A 14,763-nucleotide genomic window follows, 5' to 3' on the forward strand; every position below is an offset into this window, starting at 1 on the left:
GGCCCCTGCGGGCCCCAATTCTATTGCTGTAAACCATTAGAGGAATTACCTTATGGTAACCATTCGTTTAGCCCGTGGTGGCGCTAAAAAGCGTCCCTTTTATCAAGTGGTTGTAGCGGACTCCCGCTCCAAGCGCGATGGCCGCTTCATCGAGAAGATCGGCTTCTTCAACCCTATCGCTGCCGGTAAGGAAGAGCGTGTACGCCTGGACCTGGATCGTATCGATCACTGGGTATCCCAGGGCGCTTCCCTGTCCGATCGCGTAGCCACTCTGGTGAAGGACGCCCGTAAAGCTGCGGCTTAATGGGTGTTAGGTTAGGGGTACGTTGATGAAACAGCAGGAACTGATGATGGTGGGCCGCCTAGGTGCGCCACATGGGATTCGGGGCTGGATGAAGGTCAACCCCTTTACCGAAGATCGAGAGGGTATCTTCGAGTACCGTCCTTGGTTAGTCACCCGGGGTGGGGTGCAGCAGGAGATGAAGGTGCTGGATTGGCGTCGTCAAAATAACGGCCTGATTGTGCGCCTGGATGGGGTTGAGGACCGTGATGCGGCTGCAGCCTACACCAACTGCGACATCTCTATCTCTGCCGATCAGCTGGCTGAGCTGCCGGAAGACGAGTTCTACTGGCGTGATCTCATCGGCTGTAAGGTGGTCAACACCCAGGGGTACGACATGGGCACCGTTTCCGGAGTTCTGGAAACCGGCGCCAATGACGTGCTGGAGATCAAGGCGAACCCGAAAGACGCCTTTGGCAAAAGAGAACGTATGGTTCCTTTTGTCCCGGAGCAGTTCATCCTCGAGGTGAACAAATCCGACAAACTAATTACCGTTGACTGGGACCCAAGTTTTTAATGACACAAGCGAACGCAATGTGGTTGGGGGTCGTTACCCTGTTTCCCGAGATGTTTCGTGCTGTGACTGAGTTTGGGGTAACCGGTCGCGCCGTGAAAAACGGCTTGATTGGATTGCAGACGTGGAATCCTCGTGATTTCACCCATGATCGACATCGCACCGTGGATGACCGTCCTTATGGTGGTGGTCCGGGAATGTTGATGATGGTGCAGCCCTTGCGCGATGCCATCCGTGCGGCCAAGGCCGAAGCGGGTGACGAGGCTAAGGTGATCTACCTGTCGCCTCAGGGCCGTCCACTGACCCAACAGGGTGTGGAGGAGCTGGCTCAGAACAAGCGCATGGTGCTGGTGTGTGGTCGTTACGAAGGTATCGACGAGCGCATCATCCAGTCGGAAGTTGATGAGGAGTGGTCCGTTGGTGACTATGTTCTCAGTGGTGGTGAGCTGCCGGCCATGAACTTGATCGACGCCGTATCCAGGCTGGTGCCTGGGGTGTTGGGAAAGCAGGCTTCGGCAGAGCAGGACTCCTTCTCGGATGGCCTGCTGGATTGTCCTCACTACACCCGTCCGGAGGTTCTGGATGGTCAACAGGTTCCGCAAGTCCTGTTAAGCGGCAATCATGAATCGATTCGGCGCTGGCGGTTGCAGCAGTCCCTTGGACGCACATGGCAACGACGGCCCGAGTTACTTGACAACCTAGCTCTGACTGACGAGCAAGCCAAGTTGCTTGCCGAGTTCGTCGCCCAGCAGGGTCAGGATGAACGTTAGAGTTTTCAGTTTAATCTAGGAAGAGAGACATTATGAGCAACATCATTAAGCAGCTTGAACAAGAGCAAATGAAGCAGGACGTACCCGCGTTCGGCCCTGGTGACACCGTTACTGTACAGGTTCGTGTAACCGAAGGTAACAAGACCCGTCTTCAGGCTTTCCAGGGTGTGGTTATCGCTAAGCGTAACCGTGGCCTGCACTCTGCGTTCACTGTACGTAAAATCTCTAATGGTGAAGGCGTAGAGCGTGCGTTCCAGACTCACTCTCCGCTGGTAGAAAGCATCAAAGTAGAGCGTCGTGGTCGCGTTCGTCGTGCCAAACTGTACTACCTGCGTAGTCGTACTGGTAAGGCTGCCCGTATCCGCGAGCGCCTCAACTAAGAATTTCTTAGTTGAAACTGGTAAAAGCCCGCCCTTTCGGCGGGCTTTTATCGTTTTATAAGGCTTTGCCAGCGAATTCTCATCCAGTTCAGCATTTACTTGCATCTCCTATCCATAAAAGGCATGGTGAACTCAGGCCGGAAGCACCGGTTGGGTTAACTTACTCATCGAATCGCTTTACCGATGGGTCATACTTGGAGACGCAGAAATGCAAAAGGACAGTATTAACAACATCCACATTCAATCTGAACAGGTCCTGATTACCCCGGAGCAGCTGAAAAACGAGTTGCCCCTCTCCGAGCATGCCTATCGATATATCAACGGCGCCCGTGCCCAGGTCGCCGACATCGTCCACAAACGTGATAACCGACTGCTGGTGGTGACCGGCCCCTGTTCCATCCACGATGTGGACGCGGCCAAAGAGTACGCCCTGAAGCTGAAGAAGCTGCAGGAAGAGGTGGGCGATCAGATGTTTATCCTGATGCGGGTCTACTTCGAAAAACCCCGCACCACAGTGGGCTGGAAGGGACTGATCAACGATCCGGACATGGACAACTCCTTCGACGTGGCCAAAGGGCTGCGTGCCGCCCGTGAGCTGCTGATCTGGCTGGCGGAGCTGGAGATGCCGGTGGCCACCGAGGCCCTGGACCCCATCAGCCCACAGTACCTGGCGGAGCTGTTCTCCTGGTCCGCCATCGGCGCCCGTACCACCGAATCTCAGACTCACAGGGAGATGGCCTCCGGCCTGTCCATGCCTGTGGGCTTCAAGAACGGCACCGACGGCAAGCTGGACGTGGCGATGAACGCCCTCAAGTCCGCCGCCAGCGGTCACCGCTTCATGGGGATCAACCAGGCGGGGCAGGTGGCCCTGCTGCAGACCCAAGGTAACCCGGACGGCCATGTGATCCTCCGCGGCGGCAAGCAGCCCAACTACGACTCGGTCAACGTGGAGATGTGCACCCGTCAGCTGCATGAGGCGGGCCTGAACTCCCGGCTGATTGTGGATTGCAGCCACGGCAACTCCTCCAAAGATCACCGCCGTCAGCCCCTGGTGGCTCAGAATGTGTTTAATCAGATCATCGAGGGCAACACCTCCATCATCGGCATCATGCTGGAGAGCCACCTGAATGAGGGTAACCAGTCCTCGGATCTGGCCCGGGAGGAGATGACCTATGGTGTCTCCATTACCGATGCCTGCATCGACTGGGACACCACCGCCGATCTGCTGCGCAAGGGCGCGGAGGATCTGGCCCCTGTGCTGCCAACCCGATTCGGAGGTGCCTGATGGCTGAACGAAGCAGTATCGAACTGGAGCGTTTGCGCGACCGCATCGATGAGGTGGACAAGGAGCTGCTGACCCTGTTGCGCCGCCGCCTGGACCTGGTGTCCGAGGTGGGGGTGATCAAACATGAGCAGGGGGTGCCCATCTACGCCCCCAAGCGGGAGGCGGCGATGCTGATGAAGCGTCGTGATGAAGCCTCGCTGATGGGGGTGCCGCCCCAGCTGATTGAGGACCTTTTGCGCCGCATCATGCGTGAGTCCTACGCCAGTGAGAATGACGTCGGCTTCAAGTGCATCAATCCGGACGTGGGCCCTGTGGTGATCGTCGGCGGTGCCGGTAAGCTGGGCACCCTGTTCAGTCAGCTGTTCCGTCTCTCCGGCTACGAGGTGCGCATCCTCGACAAGGAGGATTGGCCCAAGGCCGATGCCATCCTCGAGGGCGCCGGTGTGGTGGTGGTCTCGGTGCCTATCCACAACACCACCCAGGTGATTGAGAAGTTGCCCAAGCTGCCCGAAGAGTGTGTGCTGCTGGATCTGACCAGTATCAAACAGGCGCCTCTGGCGGCGATGCTGGCCAGTCACAAAGGGCCGGTTGTGGGCCTGCACCCGATGTTTGGCCCGGATCTCGCCAGCCTGGCCAAACAGGTGGTGGTGGTGTGTCACGGCCGTGAGGAGCAGAAGTACGCCTGGCTGCTGGAGCAGATCCGCATCTGGGGGGCTCGCCTCCATGAAGCGTCCGCCGCCGAGCACGATCAGGCGATGCAACTGGTGCAGGCGATGCGCCACTTCACCGCCTTTGTCTACGGTGCGCATCTGCGTCGGGAGAGGGCGGATCTGGACCAGCTGCTGCAGTTCAGCTCCCCCATCTACCGCCTGGAGCTGGCGATGGTGGGCCGACTGTTTGCCCAGGATGCCAAGCTCTACGGCGACATCATCTTCTCCCAGCCGGACACCCTGGCCCGGGCGCGTCACTACCTGGAGCGTTACCAGGAGGCGCTGAAGTTCCTCGAGCAGGGGGACAAGGAGGCGTTTGAGGCGCAGTTCGACGACATCGCCCAGTGGTTCGGTGACTTCGCCCAGCAGTTCCAGAGTGAGAGTGGCAATATGCTGCTCAGTGCCAACGACAATCGCAGCGAAGGCTGAGTTGAGTCGATAGAAAAAAGAGGTGCCATCAGGCACCTCTTTTTGATCTTAGGCCGCGTCACGCCCGGTAACGACTGAGCTGCTGGTCCAGATCGCCCGCCAGAGTCTCCAGGGCGCGACTGGCGTGGCTGCTTTGCTCCGAGGCGGCCACGGCGGTGTGCAGCTGCTGCTGTCCCTCCTGCACCAGGTGTTGCACCTGGGCGGTGAGATCCACCTGGGCCTGACAGGCGTCGGCCACATCCCGGCTGCTGGTCTCTATTCCGGCCAGCCCCTGCTCCAGCTCTGACAGTGCCTGAGCCAGCGCCTTAACCTGGCCGTCAGCGCTGCTGGCCTGGTCGGTGGATTGGTCCATCGCTTCCACGACTTCGGCGGTGGTGGAGACCACCAGTTCAATCATCTGGCGAATCTCGCCGGTGGAGTTGGCGGTGCGGGTCGCCAGGGTGCGCACTTCGTCGGCCACCACCGCGAAGCCCCGTCCCTGCTCGCCGGCCCGGGCGGCCTCGATGGCGGCATTGAGTGCCAGCAAATTAGTCTGTTCGGCGATCTGGGCGATCTCCTTTACCACAGAGTCGATCTGTTCTGTGGTGCGGTCCAGGGCGGCGGTGGTGGTTTGGGCCTGATGGATGCGCTGACTGACCCCTTCCACCTCCTCTCCGGCCTGGGCCATCAAAGCCAGGCCCTGGTTCATCCTGTCGCGCAGCCCGGCCACCACCTTCACCTCCTCCTGAGCCCTGCCCGCCATCTGCCGGGCGTGGTCCGCCACCCGGGTATTGGTGTCCGACAATTCGGTCAGCTGGCTGTCCTGACGACGGGTGGCGTCACTGGTGTCGGCGGCGGCCGCCAGCACCTGACGGCTCTGCTGACGAACCTGAGTGGTGGTGCTCTTGCTCTCCTGAACCAGGGACGCGGTGGCCGCGGCCAGGGCATTGAATTGTTGTCCGATGCGGCTCAGTTCATCCCGGCCGCTGATGGGGACCCTGTGGCCGAGATCGCCCTGAGCGAAGGCGGCGGCGGCCCGGGCGGTTTCTCCTACCATGCTGGATACCTGGCGGTAGAAGCCGGCGGTGAGCCACAGGGCCAGCCCCAGGGTGGCCAGCAACAGGCCGGAGTGGAGCCACAGCCTATAGTGGGTATCCTGCCTGGCTTGATTCAACTGGAATGCCAGGGTGTTGCCCAGCTGGACACCGGTTGCATCCAGCTGGCTGGCGAGTCGTTGTTGCTCCGGTCCGGGATTGAGGCTGACATCAATGTTGTCGGCATCGAGGAAGTGACGCTGTACCCACTCCAGGTAGCGGCGGATCTCCGTGGTGGGGTCGGCCTGGCGCCACAGCTGAGGTTGCTGGGTGCGGGCCTTGGTCATGGCCGTAGTGAGGGAGCGCAGTTGGCGCTGCAATCGCTCCATCTGGCCACTGAGGCCCAGATAGAGCTCCGGGGTAAAGCGCCCCTGGTTCAGCAGGGCGGTCACCTGGCCATCCAGGCGGGCCAGTTCCAGCTGCCAGGCCACCAGCTCAGAGCTCCACAGGCTCAGCAGCAAGGGGTCGGAGATCAGGTTGTCCAATTCGCCCTGGCGGGTCTGATCTGACAGCCATTGGCGGATGCTGTCCACATCGCTGCTCTGGGTACCCTGCAGCAGGGGGCGCAGGGACGCGGGCAGGGAAGCCGGCAGTGACAGCGGCTGGACAGCTTGCCCCTGGGCCAGGGCCAGGGCCAGGTCGAGGTCGGCGCGCCGCTGCCAGATGGGCTTGAGGCTGCTCAACTGGGTCTGGGTCGTCAGGGCCCGCTCAATCTGGTTCAGTGCACTGAGTTGCTGGCCGATGAAGGGCAGCAACAGGGCCAGCAGGGGCAGCATCAGCAGCAGGGCCAATACCAGCAGTTTGGAGCGGAAGGAGAGGCGAGCCATCAGGCGTTCGGCCAGTGTCAGCATGGGGACCATCCATGGGAAAGCTAAGGGTGATAGAACAGACCCGGCCAACGGTCACAACATTTCATTAATTCGTGGTTAAGTTGTGGTAAATACAGAAAAAAAAGCGGCCCTCTCGGGCCGCGTGTTGTTTATTCCAGTTCCGTCGGCAGGATGCGTTCACTCTGATAGCAGCCCAGCACCTTGACGAAGCGGGTGATGGGCACCAGCTCAGACAGGGCTTGCTGCATGGGACCGCTGCTGAGGTTGGCTTCCACATCCAGGTAGAACATCTCCTCCCAGGGGTTGCCGGGGATGGGGCGGCTGGTGAGCTTGCTCATGATGAGGCCGTTGTTCTTCAGCACCAGCAGGGCGTCCACCAGGGCGCCGGCCTTCTGTCCCGTGGCCATGATCAGCGTGGTCTTGGCGGGCACCTGGACCGGCACCTCCTTGGCCTTTCGTGCCACCAGAATAAAGCGGCTTTCGTTGTCGGCCTGGTTGGCCAGTTTCTCCCGGCGAACCTCCAGGCCATAGAGGGCCCCGCCGGCCTGGCTGGCGATGGCGGCCTTGGTGGGATCTTTGCCATCGGCGACCAGGGCCATGGCGTGGGCGGAGCTGGCGCAGTACTCCAGCTTCACCCCAGGGTAGCCGCGCAGATGATTGCTGCACTGGGACAGGACCTGGGGGTGAGCGTAGATGGTATCGATGGCGTCCAGATCGGCACCGGGCAGGGTGAGCAGGCAATGGCCTATGGTCTCGGTGGTTTCGCCGACAATCTGCAGATGAGTCTGCTGCAGCAGGTCGTAGACCTCGTTGATGAATCCGGAGGAGGTGTTCTGAATCGGCAGTATGCCGTAGTCGGCGTTGCCCTGTTCCACCGCCTGAATCACTTCATGGAAGTCCGGGCAACCCATCTCCACCATGGACATCTCCCGGCGGGTAAAGTAGCCCTGAGCGGCGATGTGGCTGTAGGAGCCCCGTGCGCCCAGGTAGGCCACGGTCACCAGATCCTGGCTGGTGTTCTGCCGGCCTTGCAGCCAGGCCTGCTGACGCAGCACCGAATCTTCGATGATGGTCTGGAACAGGCGGACCACATACTGGGCATCCAGCCCCTGATCCTTGCCCAGGGCCACCAGCTTCTCCAGCAGCTGATGTTCCCGTTCCTGATCCCGAACCGGCTTTAGGTCGATCTCCTTGCTTCTGGCCACATTCAGGGTCAGCTGACGCCGCTTCGCCAGCAGGGCCAGAAGATCGTTGTCTACCTGATTGATGTCGGTTCTTATCTTGTTTAAGTCCATCTTATCCTCGTTGCTGCTCTGAGGGCCTGGCCCGCCGGATACAAAAAAGCCTCCCGGTGAGGGAGGCTTGCTGGGTCATCTATTTTCGTTTTGGCACCCGCATTTCGCCTCCCTATCTGGGTGGTGCAAAAAAGAAAATAAAAAACCTGTGAATCTGAATTTTTATCATTGGGCTACACTAGCGGCTCGTCGATGCTTTTGTCAACAACGCAAAGCGCCGGCGTTTGCCGGCGCACTCCTCATCTGAACGTACGGGGGAGTCTTAGGCCGCGCTCTCCTCCTCTTCCACCTCGACGGCGGCGGGTTTGACATGACGCTTGGCCTGATCTTTGTGAGCGTGGCGGTTCAGCTGACGCTCCAGTTTCTGTCCCATCTGATTGATGGCGTTGTACAGGTTCTCATGAGAAGCTTTAGCAAACAGTTTACCGCTGGGGACGCCCATGGACGCTTCTATCTGGAAGTCGTTGCCCTCCTGGGTGATGATCACATGGGGGCTGATGAGGTCGACATCGTGTCGATTCAGTTTCTCAAAACGGCTTTCGATGCGTTCACGGATGGGGTCGGTTACGGCGAGGTGTTTGCTGGTGATTTCAATTCTCATAGAGTTCCCCTTCTGTATGACCCAAAATCAGGTTCAACTTCAGACTAACTCCACTTTTGCGTATGGGTAAAGTGATCTTGATCACCTTTTTGTCGAATGTCGGAAAGATACGCAATCGGTTCAACTTAGGTTAAAAAAACACAGATTTTCGCTTGTGGGATAATCAAAAGCGGCGCATTATGGGTGGGATTTAGGGCAAGGGAGTGCTGCGGTTCGTCTAGGAAATAACCGCCTTAAAAACGCCTGGCCCAGACCGGATTCCAAGGAGTTTAAGGTGAAGGTGAAGATCTGGGACGGCATGGTCCGCCTTTTTCACTGGGGGACGGCCTTGTTGCTGCCTCTGTGTTGGTATACCGCAGATCAGGGCATGATGGAGTGGCACATGACCTGTGCCTACCTGCTGATGACCCTGCTGCTGATGAGAGTGCTCTGGGGCTTTGTCGGCACCACTACGGCACGATTCGATCACTTCCTGCGCCGCCCCGGCGCCGTTATCCATTATCTGGCCCATTGGCGCCACCACAAGCGTCCCTACTTCGGGCATAATCCCGCCGGTGGCTACATGGTGCTGGTGATGCTGCTGCTGTTGATGGGGCAGGTGATCACCGGGCTGTTTGCCACCGATGACATCCTCACCGAAGGGCCCCTCTATCCCTATGTCAGCAGCCAGCTGGCGTCCACCCTGACCAGCCTGCATCACCTGATCTTTGATCTGATCCTGGCCAGTGTGGCACTGCATCTGACGGCCATTCTCTTTTATCGGCTCAACGGGGTGAATCTGGTGGAGGCGATGCTCACCGGTTATGGGTTTACCGCCGAAGGACGTCGCTGCAACGCCAAGACGCCCATGCGCTGGTTGCTGCCCCTGACCCTGACCAGTTCCGGGGTGCTGTTTGGCCTGATTCTTCCCCTCTGGTAGTGGGGAGCCATAAACTAAAAAAGGGCTGCAGATGCAGCCCTTTTCTGTGCTCGGCAATCAGTCCTGCTTGAACTGATCGTGGCAGCCTTTGCAGGTCTTGCCTGTGGCACCAAACGCCTTCTTGATGGCGCCGGCGTCGCCACTGGCGGAGGCGGTCGCCAGATTGGAGGAGGCCAGTTGAAACTCCTTGGCGATGTCGTTGAACTTGGCGTTGTCGCTCCAGACCGAGGCCAGGGCTTCGGTATCGCCCTTGTTGGAGCCAGCCACCTTGAACGCATCGAAGGGGATGTTGGCCAGCATGGCCAGATGCTCCGCCCGGCGCTGGAACGCGGCGTCATCCATCTCCTTCTTGCCCTTAATCATGGCGTACATGTCGCCAAAGTTTTCCTTGATCAGCTGGAAGGCGTGTTGCCTGTACTTGATGGCATCCTCCGGAGTGTTGAAGGCACCTTCGGCTGCGACTGAGCCGCTCATGGCCAGCAGTGCGGCCAACAGCATAGAACTTCTTGTCATTGTTGCTTTTTCCCTGTCGTTGTTTTGCTCATGTGAATAGTAACGCGCAAATGTGTCCGTGACCAAGCTCACAATTGTTTCTGAAAGTGGCTCAGCCTCTCATGACGGGAAAAACCGCTCGCCTTTGTCCTGCTGTAGCGGTGTAATGCTACGGCATTACATGTGGAGACCAAAAACGATATGGAATCTGAGTATTGGGATGAGGCGCTCGACCTCATCGCCGGACTGAGTGGTAAGGAGTCACTGAATCCTCTGTTCTCTCTTCTGCTGACCCCGGATGAACGGGAAGCCATAGGCGCCCGGTTGGCGGTGTTTCGCGCCCTGTTGCAGGGGGAGATGACCCAGAGGCAGATCGCTTCGACGCTGAATGTCAGCATTGCCACCATCACTCGTTGTTCAAACACATTAAAACATCTGCCCGACCCCCAGCGCGCCCTGATGCAGGAGATGCTGCTGGGGCCCAGTTAACGAGTTACAACGGAGACATCGATGTCAGAAGTAGTATTAGAGACATCAGCAAAACAGGCCTCACCCGGAATCCTGGGAGGGGCGATGATCATCGCCGGCACCGCCATTGGCGCTGGCATGCTGTCACTGCCGGTGATGAGCGCCGGCATGTGGTTTGGGTGGTCGGTGATCATCCTCGCCCTCTGCTGCTACTGCTGTTACAGCTCCGCCATGTACCTGGCCGAGGCCAACCTCAACTACCATGCCGGTGCCAGCTACGCCACCATGGCCAGGGACACCCTGGGTGTCCCCGGGGTGATCGCGTCGCTCTGCACCGTGGGCTTTGTCAGCTACATCCTCTGTTACGCCTACATCTCCGGGGGATCCTCGGTGCTGGCCTCCAGCCTGGAGGCGGGGTTCGGTCTGAGCCTGGCCAACTGGCAGGCGGGCCTGGTGTTTGGCATTGTGCTTGGCGGCATCGTGCTGCTGGGCAGCCGGGCGGTGGATCGGGTGAGCACTATCATGATCGGTGCCATGGTGATCACCTTCATCACCTCCATCGGCATGCTGTCCGCCGAGGTGACCTCCACCAACCTGTTCCCCGAAGTGGGTATGGGGGAGACACTGCCCTACATCTGGTTGGGGATTCCGGTGCTGGCCCTGAGCTTCGGCTACCACAGTACCGTACCCAGCATCGTCAAACACTATGACATGGATATCCGCAAGTCACGTCAGGCGATCCTCGGTGGCAGCCTGTTGGCCCTGGCCATCTATGTCCTGTGGCAGTTTGCCATCCTGGGCACCGTCTCCCGTACCGACTTCGCTCAGGTGGTGGCCTCCGGGGGTAACGTCAGTGCTTTGATTGGCGCTGTGGGCGATGCGGTGGACGGTCAGTTTATCGATACCCTGCTCAGCTTCTTCGCCAAGTTTGCCCTGGCCAGCTCCTTCCTGGGGGTGGCCCTGGGACTGCTGGACTTTATGAAAGACCAATTGGGGCTGGGCGACAGCGCAAGAGATACCGCCCTGGCCGGGGCCGTGACCTTCCTGCCCACCCTGACCCTGGCGGTGGCCATTCCAGATGGCTTCATCGTGGCCATCGGCTATGCCTCTCTGCTGGCCAGCATCTTCGTCTTGGTGCTGCCCTGTTCCATCGCCCTGGTGTTGCGTCGCCGCGGTGCCAGCGAAGGGTTCAGGGTCTCCGGTGGCAACCTGCGTCTCTATCTGGTGCTGGGCTTCGGTCTGCTGGTGATTGTGTGCGAGAGCCTGGCCCTTTTGAAGATGTTGCCGAGTTACCCGTAACAACGTGTTGTCGGTGTCGGCCGGATCTTCTAGGGCTGACACTGGCCGGAGCGCCTCTGAGATCATCGGCGCCGCCCCTGGGCGGCGCCGAATTGTATTACCTGTCAAACATTGAGCTGCCTCAGGTCTGTTAACGGGGTTTCCGCCTAGAGTTGAATAAGAGGCTGGAGCTAACTGAGGAGAGCAGCATGGATTGGGAACCCGGCAACATTAACTATCAAGGCCAGGACAGCGGCGTGCACCGTTGGCAGGTGGACTCTGAAGTGACGCTTTTTTGGCACCCGGACTGGTTGCATCTGGCTGAGGACATCACCGGCATGCACAAGCGGGTCCCTCTGGATCTCAATGCCGGAGAGGTGCCCACCGAAGCCCATGCGCTTAAGGCGGTGGAGAAAGTGGTCAAGGCGCGCAAGGGAGAGGCGTAGCCCTTAGCCAGGGGGCGCCTGCCCCCTGACATCTTCCCTCGGCCCAGGGTGGGTGCAGGCCCATTTGAGCACCACAGGCCCGACTATGGTGGTGAGGGTGATCACCAGCACCAGCATGGCGAAGCTTTCGTCCCCCAACAGGTTTACCTGTCGTCCCATCTCGGCGAACACTAGGCCCACTTCACCCCTGGGTACCATGGCGCTGCCCACCATCAGCTTCTGCCGCCAACTCCCCGACAGCCACAGTCCGCACTGCAGCTTGGTCAGGACCGCCAGGACCGTCAGGACCAGAGCAATGATCAGCGCGGTCGGCGTCAGAGCCTGTTGGTTCAGGTTGATGCTCAGTCCCACATAACTGAAAAACAGGGGGGCCAGCACATCATTGAGTGGTCCAGAGGCCTGTTCCAGCTTGCGGGTGAAGGGGAAGGGGTTGACCAGCCACTTGGACCAGGGAGAGGTAAAGTGGCGGGAGATCCCCAGGCCGGCGGCAAAGCCGCCCAGCAGCGGTGGTGTGCCACACAGGTGGGCCAGCCAGCCAAACAGGCAGATCAGCAGCAGCACGGTACTGGCGTGGAAGCCCGGTAACATATCTTGTTTGGTCAAGGGTTTGATCAGATAGATGATCACCCTGGTGGCCACGGGAGCCAGCATCAGAAACAGCACTATGGTCACCAGTTGCATGACCAGCCCAACCGGTTCCGTATCGCCGTTGGAGAGGCTGAACATCAGCCCCAGCAGCAGCACCCCAATTACGTCGTCGATGATGGCCGCCCCCAGGATGGTGTGTCCCATTACCCCCTTGTCCTGGTGATTGAGCCTGAGCACCCGCATGGCGATACCTATGCTGGTGGCGGTCAGGGCCACGCCAAAGAACAGGGCTTCAAGGGGCGGGGCGGGCAACAACCAGTGGACGAAGGGAGGAATCAGCATCGCGGGCACCAGCACCCCGCTCAGGGCGACGGTGATCACCCTGTGGCCGCTGTGCAGCAGGCGCTTGATGGAGGTCTCGCAGCCGATGACGAACATCAGGGTGACCACCCCCAGCTCAGCCAAGTTGTGCAGCTGGGGATGAGGGGTGACCCAGCCCAGCAGTGACGGCCCAAGGATCAGGCCTGAGCTCAGCTCTCCGACTACAGCGGGCAGCCCAAGACGCCAGCATAGCTGGGCCAGAATCTTGGCCAGCAACAGCATCAACAGCAGGCTGAGCAGGAAGGTGTCCAGATGCATGAGGGCTCCTTTAGGCGGCAAAGCTCGGTGGGCTTGCTCTGGTTAGACTATGTTTAAATCATAGAATTTCTTCGGAACTCTGGTGTTTAAAAGCGACAGAGGAGGGACTATGAGCAAGATCTTGATCGTGGCTCCCAGGGACGATGATCAATTTGACGCCTTGGCCAAGGGAGTGGAGCTGGCACAAACACTGAAGATGGATGCCGAGGTGGTGGGCTACTGCCACGAGTCGATGCCTACCACAGATGGGATGACGCCTGAGTTGGTGGAGTCCATCAAAAATCGCCTGATGAGTGAGCTGGACGATAAGCTCCACACCAGGATGTCTCAGTTGGGAGGGGGCATCCCGGTGACGGTGCGCTGGGCCGAATATCTGGCCGAAGATGTGGCCGCCCTGGGCGATCAAGGGGCGTCGATGATCGTCAAATCCTATCGCAAGAGCGACCACCTGCTGCCCACAGACTGGCACCTGATTCGCCAGACCCGGGTGCCACTGATGCTGTTTACCGACAACCACAGGGCCAGGGCTCAGGATGTGCTGGTGGCGCTGGATCTCAGCGGCAAGAGTGAGTCTAAGCAGATGCTTAATCAGCAGCTGCTCCATCAGGCCAAGCAGTTGGTGAAATCGACCGGTGGTGAGCTGCATCTGGCTTATGTGGTGCATCTGTCACGGGTGATCCGCGATCTGGAGGTGGTGGATACCCGGCAGCTGGTGAAAGATGTCTATCGCAACAACGCGCTGCTGCTGGAGTCTCTGGGATTGCCCAAGGACCAGGTGCATGTGATGGTGGGGGATGAAACCCAGTGCCTGCCTCAGTTGGCCAACAAGCTGCAGGTGGGGTATTTCGTCATCGGAGCCCGTCAGCGCAAGGGGATTCTGGGGTATGTGATGGGCAACACCGCCGAGGAGATCCTCAGCAAGATGCACAGCCATCTGCTGGTGGTGCCCCAATTCGATCAGTAATCTCGCATCGCTCGGCAATAAAAAACGGCAGCCTGAGCTGCCGTTTTTCCTGAAGGCGGGAATGAACCCTTAGTGGCAGCCGCAGCCGCCTTTGCCTTCACCGTGGTCACCGCACTCGCCGGTGCCGCCACAACACTCGTGATCGTCACCCTTGTCGCTGCAACCGCCACCACAGCCGCCGGCCGCGTGGATGTGACCGTGAGCGATCTCCTCTTCGGTCGCGGCACGTACTTCAACCACTTCCACTTCGAATTGCAGGGTAACGCCGGCCAGAGGGTGGTTGCCGTCAACGACAACGGTGTCATCGCGGACTTCGGCGACCACTACAGGGGCAGGACCCTGGTCGGTTTCCGCCATAAAGCGCATGCCAGGGGTGATGTCTTCGATGTCGCCGAAGGCGGCCAGAGGCACCTCCTGCTTCAGGCCCTCCTGATAAGGACCATAGGCTTGCTCTGGGGCAACAGCCGCTTCCAGCTTGTCGCCGGCCGCTTTGTCGGCCAGTTGTGCTTCCAGGCCTGGGATCAGGTTGTTGGCCCCATGCAGGTACTGCATAGGCTGACCGCCGAAGGAGTCTTCGATCAGTTCGCCTTCGCCGTCACGCAGACGGTAGTGCATGGTAACGACGGTATTAGCAGCAATTTTCATCCTGAACTCCAAAAACAGATGAGTGTAAAAGGCCAAATCATACGGCTTTCACCCTTGCTGCACCATGACTGAGGCGACATTTTTACCTCCAAAGGGG

At 59.3% G+C, this 14,763-nt stretch carries 16 protein-coding genes, 1 pseudogene and 1 other annotated feature; of the genes and pseudogenes, 11 read left to right on the plus strand and 6 right to left on the minus strand.

Annotation, left to right across the window (positions count from 1 at the left end):
• The first annotated feature begins 52 nt into the window (after positions 1-52).
• From rpsP to tyrA, 6 genes are all read left to right on the plus strand, one after another.
• A complete protein-coding gene (gene rpsP, locus QUE41_RS04215; RefSeq protein WP_028108669.1) occupies positions 53-304 on the plus strand; it encodes a 30S ribosomal protein S16 in 252 nt (83 codons plus the stop codon).
• Between the two features lie 22 nt (positions 305-326).
• Positions 327-857 carry a ribosome maturation factor RimM gene (gene rimM / locus QUE41_RS04220; RefSeq protein ID WP_286341687.1) on the plus strand — a complete coding sequence of 177 codons (531 nt, stop codon included), beginning with the start codon at positions 327-329 and terminating at the stop codon, positions 855-857.
• A gap of 17 nt (positions 858-874) precedes the next feature.
• Entirely contained in the window at positions 875-1,624 is a 750-nt protein-coding gene (gene trmD, locus QUE41_RS04225) for a tRNA (guanosine(37)-N1)-methyltransferase TrmD (RefSeq protein WP_286342906.1), read from the plus strand.
• A gap of 32 nt (positions 1,625-1,656) precedes the next feature.
• Positions 1,657-2,004 carry a 50S ribosomal protein L19 gene (rplS, locus tag QUE41_RS04230; protein ID WP_084643864.1) on the plus strand — a complete coding sequence of 116 codons (348 nt, stop codon included), beginning with the start codon at positions 1,657-1,659 and terminating at the stop codon, positions 2,002-2,004.
• A gap of 208 nt (positions 2,005-2,212) precedes the next feature.
• Positions 2,213-3,289 carry a 3-deoxy-7-phosphoheptulonate synthase gene (locus tag QUE41_RS04235; RefSeq protein ID WP_286341688.1) on the plus strand — a complete coding sequence of 359 codons (1,077 nt, stop codon included), beginning with the start codon at positions 2,213-2,215 and terminating at the stop codon, positions 3,287-3,289.
• Positions 3,289-4,428 (plus strand): bifunctional chorismate mutase/prephenate dehydrogenase, encoded by a 1,140-nt coding sequence (gene tyrA / locus QUE41_RS04240; RefSeq protein ID WP_286341689.1) that lies wholly within the window; start codon positions 3,289-3,291, stop codon positions 4,426-4,428. Before QUE41_RS04235 ends, tyrA begins: the two co-directional genes overlap by 1 nt.
• Positions 4,429-4,486: 58 nt before the next feature.
• Here tyrA and QUE41_RS04245 read toward each other — a convergent pair whose 3' ends face one another.
• The 3 genes and pseudogenes from QUE41_RS04245 to hpf all read right to left on the minus strand — a co-directional run bounded on the left by QUE41_RS04245 (position 4,487) and on the right by hpf (position 8,227).
• Complete coding sequence (locus QUE41_RS04245) at positions 4,487-6,352, minus strand: methyl-accepting chemotaxis protein (protein WP_286341690.1); 1,866 nt, start codon at positions 6,350-6,352, stop codon at positions 4,487-4,489.
• Positions 6,353-6,486: 134 nt separating this feature from the next.
• Positions 6,487-7,626, minus strand: a pseudogene (locus tag QUE41_RS04250) (chorismate mutase); the annotation flags it as partial.
• A gap of 39 nt (positions 7,627-7,665) precedes the next feature.
• Positions 7,666-7,788 (minus strand) — a sequence feature (Phe leader region).
• A 100-nt stretch (positions 7,789-7,888) separates the two neighbouring features.
• Positions 7,889-8,227, minus strand: coding sequence for a ribosome hibernation-promoting factor, HPF/YfiA family (gene hpf, locus QUE41_RS04255; protein ID WP_286341691.1), 339 nt, complete (start codon positions 8,225-8,227; stop codon positions 7,889-7,891).
• Between the two features lie 274 nt (positions 8,228-8,501).
• Here hpf and QUE41_RS04260 point away from each other — a divergent pair, with 274 nt between their 5' ends.
• Complete coding sequence (locus QUE41_RS04260; RefSeq protein WP_286341692.1) at positions 8,502-9,146, plus strand: cytochrome b/b6 domain-containing protein; 645 nt, start codon at positions 8,502-8,504, stop codon at positions 9,144-9,146.
• Between the two features lie 57 nt (positions 9,147-9,203).
• Here the strand turns inward: QUE41_RS04260 and QUE41_RS04265 are convergent, their stop codons facing one another.
• The gene (locus QUE41_RS04265) at positions 9,204-9,659 is read right to left on the minus strand and encodes a c-type cytochrome (RefSeq protein ID WP_286341693.1); all 456 of its coding nucleotides are present in this window, start codon (positions 9,657-9,659) and stop codon (positions 9,204-9,206) included.
• Positions 9,660-9,839: 180 nt separating this feature from the next.
• Here QUE41_RS04265 and trpR point away from each other — a divergent pair, with 180 nt between their 5' ends.
• The 3 genes from trpR (at position 9,840) to QUE41_RS04280 (ending at position 11,830) form a co-directional block, all read left to right on the plus strand.
• Positions 9,840-10,127, plus strand: coding sequence for a trp operon repressor (gene trpR, locus QUE41_RS04270; protein ID WP_286341694.1), 288 nt, complete (start codon positions 9,840-9,842; stop codon positions 10,125-10,127).
• A gap of 21 nt (positions 10,128-10,148) precedes the next feature.
• Positions 10,149-11,405, plus strand: coding sequence for an amino acid permease (locus tag QUE41_RS04275; RefSeq protein ID WP_286341695.1), 1,257 nt, complete (start codon positions 10,149-10,151; stop codon positions 11,403-11,405).
• 188 nt (positions 11,406-11,593) lie between these two features.
• Positions 11,594-11,830, plus strand: coding sequence for a hypothetical protein (locus QUE41_RS04280; RefSeq protein ID WP_286341696.1), 237 nt, complete (start codon positions 11,594-11,596; stop codon positions 11,828-11,830).
• Positions 11,831-11,833: 3 nt separating this feature from the next.
• Here QUE41_RS04280 and QUE41_RS04285 read toward each other — a convergent pair whose 3' ends face one another.
• A complete protein-coding gene (locus QUE41_RS04285) occupies positions 11,834-13,057 on the minus strand; it encodes a cation:proton antiporter (protein WP_286341697.1) in 1,224 nt (407 codons plus the stop codon).
• Positions 13,058-13,166: 109 nt separating this feature from the next.
• On the opposite strand from QUE41_RS04285, the gene QUE41_RS04290 reads away from it, so the two are divergent.
• The gene (locus tag QUE41_RS04290; protein ID WP_286341698.1) at positions 13,167-14,021 is read left to right on the plus strand and encodes a universal stress protein; all 855 of its coding nucleotides are present in this window, start codon (positions 13,167-13,169) and stop codon (positions 14,019-14,021) included.
• 69 nt (positions 14,022-14,090) lie between these two features.
• On the opposite strand, the gene slyD is transcribed toward QUE41_RS04290, so the two are convergent.
• Complete coding sequence (slyD, locus tag QUE41_RS04295) at positions 14,091-14,666, minus strand: peptidylprolyl isomerase (RefSeq protein WP_286341699.1); 576 nt, start codon at positions 14,664-14,666, stop codon at positions 14,091-14,093.
• Positions 14,667-14,763: the final 97 nt, after the last annotated feature.

Source organism: Ferrimonas sp. YFM, assembly GCF_030296015.1.
Classification (GTDB): domain Bacteria; phylum Pseudomonadota; class Gammaproteobacteria; order Enterobacterales; family Shewanellaceae; genus Ferrimonas.

Bases quoted from the DNA above. Each gene is read 5' to 3' on its own strand.
- trmD (WP_286342906.1), top strand. From the start codon at position 875: ATGTGGTTGGGGGTCGTTACCCTGTTTCCCGAGATGTTTCGTGCTGTG.
- hpf (WP_286341691.1), bottom strand. From the start codon at position 8,227: ATGAGAATTGAAATCACCAGCAAACACCTCGCCGTAACCGACCCCATC.
- trpR (WP_286341694.1), top strand. From the start codon at position 9,840: ATGGAATCTGAGTATTGGGATGAGGCGCTCGACCTCATCGCCGGACTG.
- QUE41_RS04275 (WP_286341695.1), top strand. From the start codon at position 10,149: ATGTCAGAAGTAGTATTAGAGACATCAGCAAAACAGGCCTCACCCGGA.
- QUE41_RS04245 (WP_286341690.1), bottom strand. From the start codon at position 6,352: ATGCTGACACTGGCCGAACGCCTGATGGCTCGCCTCTCCTTCCGCTCC.
- rpsP (WP_028108669.1), top strand. From the start codon at position 53: ATGGTAACCATTCGTTTAGCCCGTGGTGGCGCTAAAAAGCGTCCCTTT.
- QUE41_RS04280 (WP_286341696.1), top strand. From the start codon at position 11,594: ATGGATTGGGAACCCGGCAACATTAACTATCAAGGCCAGGACAGCGGC.
- QUE41_RS04285 (WP_286341697.1), bottom strand. From the start codon at position 13,057: ATGCATCTGGACACCTTCCTGCTCAGCCTGCTGTTGATGCTGTTGCTG.
- rplS (WP_084643864.1), top strand. From the start codon at position 1,657: ATGAGCAACATCATTAAGCAGCTTGAACAAGAGCAAATGAAGCAGGAC.
- QUE41_RS04235 (WP_286341688.1), top strand. From the start codon at position 2,213: ATGCAAAAGGACAGTATTAACAACATCCACATTCAATCTGAACAGGTC.
- tyrA (WP_286341689.1), top strand. From the start codon at position 3,289: ATGGCTGAACGAAGCAGTATCGAACTGGAGCGTTTGCGCGACCGCATC.
- QUE41_RS04265 (WP_286341693.1), bottom strand. From the start codon at position 9,659: ATGACAAGAAGTTCTATGCTGTTGGCCGCACTGCTGGCCATGAGCGGC.
- QUE41_RS04290 (WP_286341698.1), top strand. From the start codon at position 13,167: ATGAGCAAGATCTTGATCGTGGCTCCCAGGGACGATGATCAATTTGAC.
- slyD (WP_286341699.1), bottom strand. From the start codon at position 14,666: ATGAAAATTGCTGCTAATACCGTCGTTACCATGCACTACCGTCTGCGT.